This window comes from Streptomyces sp. PTL18 (genome assembly GCF_059510295.1).
This window is the reverse complement of the sequence record NZ_JCAJZO010000027.1, coordinates 85,449-95,706: the sequence shown is the minus strand read 5'-3', so window position 1 is coordinate 95,706 and position 10,258 is coordinate 85,449. Positions and strand designations below refer to the sequence as shown.

Genomic DNA, 10,258 nt, shown 5'->3' with positions numbered 1-10,258 from the left:
GTGCTGTGGCCGCACGATCCCTCGGCAGCCACGACACGGCCGGCGTCCGGGGGAGACGCGCGACCGTTCCTCCTTCAGGCCTGGGCGTGTCGGTTGACCAGCCGCCGGCTCTCCGCTCCGGCCGGGCTCGCGGCCGTCACCGTACGGAAGTCGCCCTGCGCCCATGCCACCCAGAAGCAGCCACCGATGCGCGCCACCCTCACCGGCAGGCTGCGGTGGCGGAACAGGCCACCGCCGAAGGCCACCGCGGGCACCGCGCCGTCGGGCGGCAGCCTGCCCCAGCACAGTGCCCGGGGCGCCCTCTCGTCGCGTCCGCGCACGGCACCGAGCAGTACGGGACTGAAAACGTGATCGACATGGACGTCCAGCAGTTCGTCGCCGCTGAGGACCTCCAGGGCCGAGCGCCCCCGCATGCCGGTCGCCGGGCGAAACGTCAGACCGGCGTGGCCGAGGACCTCGGCCGGGTCGGTGCCGGAGTCTGGATGACAGATCATCGGGGATCCTCGGGGATGCTCTCGTGAGTGCCTGGCGGGCATGGTGGCCGCCGGGTTCCAGCGGGCCGGACGCCACCGTCAGGTGCACGGCCGGGGACGGAAGGTCGATTCCTGTGCTGCCCGTCCGTCAGGTGCTGGTCCGCGGCACCGGCTCCCGTTCGGCCACAGGGTGGCCGGCGGGCCGGGAGGGGCGCGGGGAAGCCATGAGCACAGCGACGGCGACGGCGGCCAGAGCTGCGGCCGTGGCTCCGCCGAGCAGGGCGGTGTGCATGCCGTCGATGAAGGCACCACGCGCCTGATCGGCGACGGAGCCGCCGATGGCGTGGGCGGCGGCCAGGGAGGACCGGGCTGCCCGGGCCACGGGGTGCGGGGAGTGGGAGAGGTGGAGGTGGCTGCGGTACGAAGCGGTGAGCATGCTGCCGAGGACCGCGATGCCCAGGGCGCCGCCGAGCTCGCGGGAGAGGTCGTTCATCGCCGACCCGACGCTTTGCAGGGAGCGCGGCAGGGCCTCCGTGATCGCCGTGGTCGCCGGCGTCATGGCCAGTCGCCACACTCGCCGGGAGGCAACGGCCATCACCATCCTGATGAAATAGGAGAAACGCCGACGTCGCTGCCGTTCACCACGTCACCGCACGACATCTGGCCGGGCAAGTGCCGTTCTCTCACCGGGGGACGACAGCGCGACTCGGGCGAGCCCGCCGGAGTGGGCATCCGAACCGCTGAGCGTGGTGGTCCCTTGATGAATTATTCTCAGCGGGGCCGAGGGGGCCGCACACCAGAGGCTGAAGTATCGGTCCGTCCGGGATTGCTGGGCCGCGACGGCGTCGAGCATCGCCGGTCTCCCTGGGCGGCAGCCGCTCGCGCATCGACGTCGCGCAGGGGCCGGCCACTCTCTCGACAGCGAGGAAGACCATGTCGCAGCGCGGACGCAGGCCCGGAAAACCGGACACACGCAGGGTGATCCTCAGCATCGCTCGCCGACGGTTCCTGGAGGACGGCTACCACGCGGTGACGATGCGCTCGATAGCCGACGAGGCCGAGGTCGACCTGGCTCTGCTCAGCTACTACTTCGGCTCCAAGAAGGGTCTCTTCGGTGCTGCCCTCGCCCTGTCCGCCAATCCCGCGGAGTTGGCGGCACGACTGCTGAGCGAAGGCGATCTGGACACCTTCCCCGAGCGTGCCCTCAGACAGATGATCGCAGCGTGGGAGGCCCCCGAATCCGGCAACGCGCTCCTGGCCATGCTCAAGAATGCGGCCCAGGACGACGCCGTCGCCGCCCTGGTCAAGGAGGCCCTGGAGGGCGAGATTCTGGCCCGGCTCGCAGAAGCCCTGGGCGGCCGCCATGCACGCAAGCGCGCTGCGGCCTTCGCGGCTGTGCTGGCCGGACTGATCTCCACGCGCTACCTCCTCCGGCTGGAGCCGATCAGCTCCATGGACCCTGAAGAGGTGATCCGCCTCATCGGCCCACAGCTGCGACTGGCCATGGGGATGCCGCCGGCTCGCAGGCCGCTGTCACCGTCGCACTACGGATGAACAAGGGTCCGCCTGCTACTGGAGCAGCAGGCGGACCGAGACACGTTGCTCTCGTAGATGCCGGTCTCTGTCCGAACAGGACGCAGCCACATGGGCCGTGGAACGGGCTAGAACACCGACTCCGCCTCGTCCATCCGGTCCTTCGGCACCGTCTTCAGCTCGGTCACCGCCTCCGCCAGCGGCACCATCACCACGTCGGTGCCGCGCAGCGCCGTCATCCTGCCGAACTCGCCGCGGTGCGCGGCCTCGACCGCGTGCCAGCCGAACCGGGTGGCGAGCACCCTGTCGTAGGCGGTCGGTACGCCACCGCGCTGGACGTGGCCGAGGATGACCGGCTTGGCCTCCTTGCCGAGCCGCCGCTCCAGTTCGTACGCGAGGGCCGTGCCGATGCCCTGGAAGCGCTCGTGACCGTACTGGTCGATCTCGCCCTTGCCGTAGTCCATGGTGCCCTCGGCGGGGTGCGCGCCCTCGGCGACGCAGATCACGGCGAACTTCTTGCCCCGGGCGAAGCGCTCCTCGACCATCTTGACCAGGTCGGCGGGGTCGAAGGGGCGCTCCGGCAGGCAGATGCCGTGCGCACCGGCCGCCATGCCCGACTCCAGCGCGATCCAGCCGGCGTGGCGGCCCATGACCTCCACGACCATCACGCGCTGGTGGGACTCGGCCGTCGTCTTCAGGCGGTCCATGGCCTCGGTGGCCACGGTGACCGCGGTGTCGAAGCCGAAGGTGCGGTCCGTGGAGGAGATGTCGTTGTCGATCGTCTTGGGCACGCCGACGACCGGCAGGCCCGCGTCCGAGAGCATGCGCGCCGCGGTCAGGGTGCCCTCGCCGCCGATCGGGATCAGGGCGTCGATGCCGAAGTCGCGGATCATGTCCGAGGCGTTCTCGCAGGCCTCGCGCAGACGGTCGCGCTCCAGACGGGAGGAGCCGAGAATGGTGCCGCCCCGGGCCAGGATGCCGCTCACGGCGTCGAGGTCGAGGGTGCGGTAGTGACCGTCAAGAAGGCCCCGGTAGCCGTCCTCGAAGCCGATGACCTCGTCGCCGTACTGTGCTACCGCTCGGTGCACGACCGACCGGATCACTGCGTTCAGGCCCGGGCAGTCGCCGCCTGCGGTGAGTACTCCGATGCGCATCGTGCTGTGTCTCCTGCTCGCTGTCGATACCGGTGAGCCAGTCCGATTGTTTCACGGCTCACAGGCAGGTGCCGATCGCGCATGCCGGCCCCCGATCCCCGGTACCTGATGGGCGCCTTATCCGCGCCCAAGGGTATTGTCAAGAGGGTTCTGCTCACCCGCGTGGAGGATTTTCAGCACTCGCAGAGCCCCACAAAAGCATGCGGAATCGGTCAGAATCATCCTCCTCAAGACACGAAACGGAGAGCACGCGTGACGCGCTGCGTGTACGTGACCGGGATCGACCGCGGCGACGGCCGTCAGGTCGTCGAGCTGGGAGTCATGGAGCTCCTGACCCGGCAGGTCGACCGGGTCGGCGTCTTCCGTCCGCTCGTCCACGACGGCCCCGACCGCCTCTTCGAGCTGCTGCGCGCCCGGTACCGGCTGTCCCAGGACCCGGCGACCGTGTACGGCATGGGCTACCGGGAGGCGTCCGCGCTCCAGGCCGAGCGCGGCACGGACGAGCTGGTGTCCACGCTGGTCGACCGGTTCCACGCGGTGGCCCGTGACTACGAGATGGTCCTCGTCCTCGGCACCGACTTCGCCGACACCCAGCTCCCGGACGAGCTGTCCCTGAACGCCCAGCTCGCCAACGAGTTCGGGGCGTCGGTGATCCCGGTGGTGGGTGGCCGCCGGCAGACCGCCGAGTCGGTGCGCGCCGAGGCGGCGAACGCCTACCGCGCCTACGAGCGGCTGGGCTGTGACGTGCTCACCATGGTCGTCAACCGGGTGGCCCGCGAGGACCGCGACGAGATCGCCGAGGGGATCGACTCCCGGCTCCCCGTGCCCTGTTACGTGCTTCCCGACGATTCCGCCCTCTCGGCGCCGACCGTGGCCCAGATCGCCCACGCCCTCGGCGCCAAGGTGCTGCTCGGCGACGACTCCGGCCTCGCGCGGGACGCCCTGGACTTCGTCTTCGGCGGCGCCATGCTGCCGAACCTGCTCGCCGCCCTGACCCCGGGCTGTCTGGTGGTCACCCCGGGCGACCGCGCGGACCTGGTCGTGGGCTCGCTGGCCGCGCACAGCGCCGGCACCCCGCCGATCGCCGGAGTGCTGCTCACACTGAACGAGGTCCCCCGCGCCGAGATCCTCGCCCTCGCCGAGCGTCTCGCCCCGGGCACCCCGGTGCTCTCGGTGTCCGGCACCAGCTTCCCCACCGCCGAGCAGCTCTTCTCCATGGAGGGGGAGCTGAACGCGGCCACTCCGCGCAAGGCGGAGCGGGCGCTCGGGCTGTTCGAGCGGTACGTCGACACCGCCGACCTGAACAAGCGGGTGTCGGCGCCCAGCAGCGACCGGCTCACGCCGATGATGTTCCAGCACAAGCTGCTGGAGCAGGCCCGCGCCGAGAAACGCCGGGTGGTGCTCCCGGAAGGCACCGAGGAGCGCGTGCTGCACGCCGCCGAGGTACTGCTGCGCCGCGGGGTGTGCGACCTCACGCTGCTCGGACCGGCGGACCGGATCCGCAAGAAGGCCGCCGACCTCGGCGTCGACCTCGGCGACTCCCAGCTGATCGACCCGGCCACCTCCGGCCTGCGCGACACCTTCGCCGAGAAGTACGCGGCGCTGCGCGCCCACAGGGGCGTCACGGTGGAGCTGGCCTACGACGTGGTCTCCGACGTGAACTACTTCGGCACCCTGATGGTCCAGGAGGGCCTGGCCGACGGCATGGTGTCGGGGTCCGTGCACTCCACGGCGGCCACCATCCGGCCCGCCTTCGAGATCATCAAGACCAAGCCGGACGCGGGGATCGTCAGCTCGGTCTTCTTCATGTGCCTGGCCGACAAGGTCCTCGTCTACGGCGACTGCGCGGTGAACCCGGACCCGAACGCCGAGCAGCTCGCCGACATCGCCATCCAGTCGGCCGCCACCGCCGAGCAGTTCGGGGTGGAGCCGCGGATCGCGATGCTGTCGTACTCCACCGGCACCTCCGGCTTCGGCGCCGACGTCGACAAGGTGCGCGAGGCCACCGAGCTGGTGCGACAGCGCCGCGGTGACCTGAAGATCGAGGGTCCCATCCAGTACGACGCCGCCGTCGAACCCAGCGTCGCGGCCACCAAGCTGCCGGGTTCAAAGGTCGCCGGGCAGGCCACCGTGCTGATCTTCCCGGACCTCAACACCGGCAACAACACCTACAAGGCCGTGCAGCGCTCGGCCGGCGCGATCGCCGTCGGCCCGGTCCTGCAGGGCCTGCGCAAGCCCGTCAACGACCTGTCCCGGGGCGCCCTCGTCTCCGACATCGTCAACACCGTCGCCATCACGGCGATCCAGGCCCAGACCCCCGAGCAGAAGGCAACCTCCCAGTGAGCCCGACCCGTGTCCTCGTCCTCAACTCCGGCTCCTCGTCCGTGAAGTACCAGCTGCTGGACATGCGCGACGGCAGCAGGCTGGCCGTGGGCCTCGTCGAGCGCATCGGCGAGCAGACCTCGCGGATCAGGCACACGGCGCTCACCACGGGCGACACCCGGGAGCAGAACGGGCCGATCGCCGACCACCAGGCGGCCCTGAAGTCGGTCGCCGAGGAGCTGGGCAGGGACGGGCTGGGAGTCGACTCGCCCGAGCTGGCCGCCATCGGCCACCGCGTGGTGCACGGCGGCATGTTCTTCACCGAGCCCACCGTCATCGACGACGCCGTGCTCACCGAGATCGAGCGGCTGATCCCCGTGGCGCCGTTGCACAACCCGGCCAACCTCACCGGTATCCGCACGGCCATGGCGCTGCGCCCCGACCTGCCGCAGGTCGCCGTCTTCGACACGGCGTTCCACACCACGATGCCGGAGTACGCGGCGCGCTACGCGATCGACACCAAGATCGCGGACCGGCACCGGATCCGGCGCTACGGCTTCCACGGGACCTCGCACGCGTATGTGTCCCGGGCGACCGCCAAGCTGCTGGGCAAGGCGCCCGAGGACGTGAACGTCATCGTGCTGCACCTGGGAAACGGGGCGTCCGCCTCGGCGGTCAGGGGCGGCAGGTGCGTGGACACCTCGATGGGACTCACCCCGCTCGAGGGTCTGGTGATGGGGACGCGCTCGGGCGACCTGGACCCGGCCGTCATCTTCCATTTGCAGCGCGTTGGCGGAATGTCCATGGACGAGATCGACACTCTTCTCAACAAGAGGAGCGGTCTGTTCGGTCTGTGCGGCGACAACGACATGCGGGAGATCGGCCGGCGGATCGACGAGGGCGACGAGGAGGCGCGGCTCGCCTTCGACATCTACATCCACCGGCTGAGGAAGTACATCGGCGCCTATTACGCGGTACTCGGCCGGGTGGACGCGATCGCCTTCACGGCGGGTGTGGGCGAGAACGCCGCAGCGGTGCGCGAGGCGGCCGTCGCGGGGCTGGAGGGGCTGGGCCTGGCGGTGGACGGGGACCGCAACGCGGTACGCGGCGACGAGCCGCGGCTGATCTCGCCCGCGTCCGCGCGGGTGGCGGTCGCCGTGGTGCCGACCGACGAGGAACTGGAGATCGCCACGCAGACCTACGCACTCGTCGGCAAGGGCACCGGAAAGGGCAACTGAAGAAATTCGACGGCTCTCGCCTGAGCGCGAACCCGCCCATTTGTATTTTCCGCCAGACGGAATATTCCGTAGCGAAACAAACCGATAGGATCGCCCCATGCGCCGTTCGAAAATCGTCTGTACTCTCGGCCCCGCGGTCGACTCCCACGAGATGCTCGTCGCGCTGATCGAAGCCGGCATGAACGTGGCCCGCTTCAACTTCAGCCACGGCACGCACGAAGAGCACGAGGGCCGGTACGTCCGGGTCCGTGCCGCGTCCGCCGAGACCGGCAGGGCCGTCGGTGTCCTCGCCGACCTGCAGGGCCCGAAGATCCGCCTGGAGACCTTCGCCGAGGGTCCGGTCGAGCTGGTGCGGGGTGACGAGTTCACCATCACCACCGAGGACGTGCCGGGCGACAAGTCGATCTGCGGCACGACGTACAAGGGCCTGCCGGGCGACGTCTCCAAGGGCGACCAGATCCTGATCAACGACGGCAACGTCGAGCTGAAGGTCCTGGACGTCGAGGGCCCCCGGGTCAGGACGATCGTCATCGAGGGCGGCGTCATCTCCGACCACAAGGGCATCAACCTGCCCGGTGCCGCGGTGAACGTGCCGGCGCTGTCCGAGAAGGACGTCGAGGACCTGCGGTTCGCGCTGCGCATGGGCTGCGACATGGTCGCGCTGTCCTTCGTGCGGGACGCCAACGACGTCAAGGACGTGCACCGCGTCATGGACGAGGAGGGCCGCCGCGTCCCGGTCATCGCCAAGGTGGAGAAGCCTCAGGCGGTGGCGAACATGGAGGACGTCGTGATGGCGTTCGACGGTGTGATGGTCGCCCGCGGGGACCTGGCCGTCGAGTACCCGCTCGAGAAGGTCCCGATGGTGCAGAAGCGGCTCATCGAACTGTGCCGCCGCAACGCCAAGCCGGTGATCGTGGCGACCCAGATGATGGAGTCGATGATCACCAACTCCCGTCCGACCCGCGCCGAGGCCTCCGACGTGGCCAACGCCATCCTGGACGGCGCCGACGCGGTCATGCTGTCCGCCGAGTCCAGCGTGGGCGCGTACCCGATCGAGACGGTCAAGACGATGTCGAAGATCGTCCAGGCGGCCGAGGAGGAACTGCTCTCCAAGGGCCTGCAGCCGCTGGTCCCGGGCAAGAAGCCGCGCACCCAGGGCGGTTCGGTGGCCCGCGCCGCCGCCGAGATCGCGGACTTCCTCGGCGGCAAGGGCCTGGTGGCCTTCACCAAGTCCGGTGACACCGCGCGCCGGCTGTCCCGCTACCGGGCCTCGCAGCCGATCCTGGCGTTCACCACGGACGAGGCGACCCGCAACCAGCTGTCGCTGAGCTGGGGCGTGGAGTCGCACGTCGTGCCGTTCGTGAACAGCACCGACGAGATGGTCGAGCTGGTCGACCAGGAGATGGTCAAGCTCAACCGGTTCAACGAGGGCGACATCGTGGTGATCACCGCCGGCTCCCCGCCCGGCGTCCCCGGCACCACGAACATGGTCCGCGTCCACCACCTGGGCGAGGGCGAACGCAACTGACACACGACGAGGGCGCCCCCTGCCGTGCGGCGGGGGGCGCCCTCTGTGCGCGGCTCCCGAACGGGTCTGCGGCGGCGCTCAGTTCGCGCCGGTGACGTACTGGTGCATACCCGGGATGGTCAGGGTTCCGCCGAACTGGCCGGCCTGGGTCACCTTCACATGGGTGAAGTAGATCAGCGGGATGTTCAGCGGCGGCGGGTTGTCCGGGCTGAACGTCACCGGGATCAGACCGAGCAGGTTGCCCGAGATGCTCTCCGTGTACATCACCGTCTTGCCGTCCCGGATGGTCGACGTCGAGCCCTTGGCGGCCTGGACGTGGTACGTCACGCCGTTGTCGCCGTCGACGAGCTGGTGCAGGTCGCCGATGTCGGTGCCGTCGGAGATGACGTACTTCAGGACCCTCTTGACGGTGCCGTTCGCGGTGCGCACCTTCACGACGCCCTGGTAGTCGGCGCCCTTGAGCAGCAGCGAGCTGGCCTCCAGGTGCCACGGCTTGTCGGGCAGGGCCACGATCTTCTCGACGCCGCCGTCGCCGTCGGTCGCCGCCGGGCAGTCCTGCGCGGAGGTGCTGGAGCTCGGGGACGGGCTCGCGGCCGCGGACTCGGCCGCCTTCACGGTGTCGCCCGCCGCCTTGGTCACCTCGGAGGCCGCCTTCGACGCGGTGTCCGTCGCGCCCTTCACGGTGTCCTTGACCGTGCCGCTGACCTTCCCCGTCGTGTCCTTGACGGTGCCGGACACGTCCTTCGGCGCCGTGGCGTCCTTGGTGGCGGACGCCGAGGCCGAGGGGGACGGCGTGGCGGAGGGGGTCGCGGAGGAGCCGGAACCGGAGCCTCCGCCGGTGAGAACGCCGGTGATGGCGCCGCCGATCGTCTCCAGCAGGTTCCCGCCGCTCGCGGAGGCCGACGGGCTCGGCGTGGACGCACCACCGTCCGAGGAGGTGCCGGACGTGCTCTTCGACGGCGTGGGCGCGGCCTTGTCGCCGGAACCTGAATTCGGCGAAGAGGTCGTGCCCGACGTCTTGTCCGAGGTCTTCCCCGAACTCGCCTGCGGGGACGCCGAGGACGTCGGCTTCGGGCTGCCGGCGGACGTGGCGGGGCTCGCCGAAGCGGAGGACGACGGTGACGGCGAGGACGAGGCGCCCTTGGAGCTGTCCAGGGCCTCCACGCACTTCTGGTACTCGTCGACCGTCAGGCTCTTGGACGACGGCGAGTGGTCGGCGGCGCTGGCGAGCGTCGGCGTGAGCCCCATTCCCATGAGGACCGCCGTCGGCATCGCCGCCAGGGCTATCGCCTTCCCGGCCGGCATGTGGAACCTGGTGAACAGCGGCTTCCTGGGGGCCGCGTGGCGCGGCCCGGTTCTCACACGGGACGCGTCCACGTCCGCCCCGTGGGTCACCTCGTCAGCCGGCACTGTGCCTCCCGTTCGCCCCGTTGGCCGGGCTCGTTCCTGACAGATCGTTCGGCACACCCGCACCGTCCACGACACCAGGGGCGCCGCCCTCACCGATGCCGGTCTCCTGCAGCGCCTGCGGTTCGGGCGGCACACCGGGCGCCCACGACACGGCCATCGCACCGCCGATGAGCGAGAGGAGGAAGCCGACCACGAAACCGCCGAAGTTGGACACCGGGATGGACACCAGCGCCAGCAGGATCGCCGCAACGCCCGCGAAGACCCGGATGTGCTGCTGGAACCAGAGGCTGATGCCGAGTACGACGAGCAGCACGCCGATGATCAGGGAGCCGGCGCCCGCGGTGGTGGCGAGCGCCAACGTCAGATGACCGACCTGCAGGTGCGCGTACGGGAAGTACATGATCGGAAAGCCACCGAGCAGGACGAACAGTCCGGCCCAGAACGGCCTCGAGCCCCGCCAGGCGCGGAACTGCAGCCTCCGGCGGGTGAACTGGCCAGGTGCGGCAGGAGTCTCGGCGCTCATGGAAAACAGCTCCCTGGTGCAGCGTTGCTGTGGGTGGTGGTGCGAGGGTGTGGGGGGTGTGTGAAGGAGCGGACCGA

9 protein-coding genes are annotated in these 10,258 nt (G+C 70.1%); 4 read left to right on the top strand and 5 right to left on the bottom strand.

Translation table 11 applies throughout. The features are described from left to right. Positions 1-74: 74 nt before the first annotated feature. Together AC5WS8_RS33180 and AC5WS8_RS33175 are read right to left on the bottom strand one after the other, a co-directional pair. The gene (locus AC5WS8_RS33180) at positions 75-494 is read right to left on the bottom strand and encodes a hypothetical protein (RefSeq protein ID WP_496107211.1); all 420 of its coding nucleotides are present in this window, start codon (positions 492-494) and stop codon (positions 75-77) included. Positions 495-621: 127 nt separating this feature from the next. Next, positions 622-1,068, bottom strand: a complete 447-nt coding sequence (locus AC5WS8_RS33175) for a hypothetical protein (RefSeq protein WP_496107210.1) — start codon at positions 1,066-1,068, stop codon at positions 622-624. Between the two features lie 383 nt (positions 1,069-1,451). Between AC5WS8_RS33175 and AC5WS8_RS33170 the strand changes: the two genes are divergently transcribed. Beyond that, positions 1,452-2,027: a TetR/AcrR family transcriptional regulator gene (locus AC5WS8_RS33170; protein WP_496107209.1), complete on the top strand. Its 576-nt coding sequence runs from the start codon at positions 1,452-1,454 to the stop codon at positions 2,025-2,027. 107 nt (positions 2,028-2,134) lie between these two features. Here AC5WS8_RS33170 and AC5WS8_RS33165 read toward each other — a convergent pair whose 3' ends face one another. Further along, a complete protein-coding gene (locus tag AC5WS8_RS33165) occupies positions 2,135-3,160 on the bottom strand; it encodes an ATP-dependent 6-phosphofructokinase (RefSeq protein WP_496107208.1) in 1,026 nt (341 codons plus the stop codon). Between the two features lie 252 nt (positions 3,161-3,412). Here AC5WS8_RS33165 and pta point away from each other — a divergent pair, with 252 nt between their 5' ends. The 3 genes from pta to pyk all read left to right on the top strand — a co-directional run bounded on the left by pta (position 3,413) and on the right by pyk (position 8,248). After that, complete coding sequence (gene pta / locus AC5WS8_RS33160) at positions 3,413-5,503, top strand: phosphate acetyltransferase (RefSeq protein ID WP_496107207.1); 2,091 nt, start codon at positions 3,413-3,415, stop codon at positions 5,501-5,503. Beyond that, entirely contained in the window at positions 5,500-6,720 is a 1,221-nt protein-coding gene (locus tag AC5WS8_RS33155; RefSeq protein WP_496107206.1) for an acetate kinase, read from the top strand. Before pta ends, AC5WS8_RS33155 begins: the two co-directional genes overlap by 4 nt. Before the next feature lie 97 nt (positions 6,721-6,817). After that, positions 6,818-8,248 carry a pyruvate kinase gene (gene pyk, locus AC5WS8_RS33150; protein WP_496107205.1) on the top strand — a complete coding sequence of 477 codons (1,431 nt, stop codon included), beginning with the start codon at positions 6,818-6,820 and terminating at the stop codon, positions 8,246-8,248. 78 nt (positions 8,249-8,326) lie between these two features. Here pyk and AC5WS8_RS33145 read toward each other — a convergent pair whose 3' ends face one another. Both AC5WS8_RS33145 and AC5WS8_RS33140 read right to left on the bottom strand, forming a co-directional pair. After that, on the bottom strand, positions 8,327-9,658 hold the full coding sequence (locus AC5WS8_RS33145) for a hypothetical protein (RefSeq protein WP_496107204.1): 1,332 nt from the start codon (positions 9,656-9,658) through the stop codon (positions 8,327-8,329). Beyond that, complete coding sequence (locus tag AC5WS8_RS33140; protein ID WP_496107203.1) at positions 9,648-10,181, bottom strand: DUF6114 domain-containing protein; 534 nt, start codon at positions 10,179-10,181, stop codon at positions 9,648-9,650. Before AC5WS8_RS33140 ends, AC5WS8_RS33145 begins: the two co-directional genes overlap by 11 nt. Between the last annotated feature and the right edge of the window lie 77 nt (positions 10,182-10,258).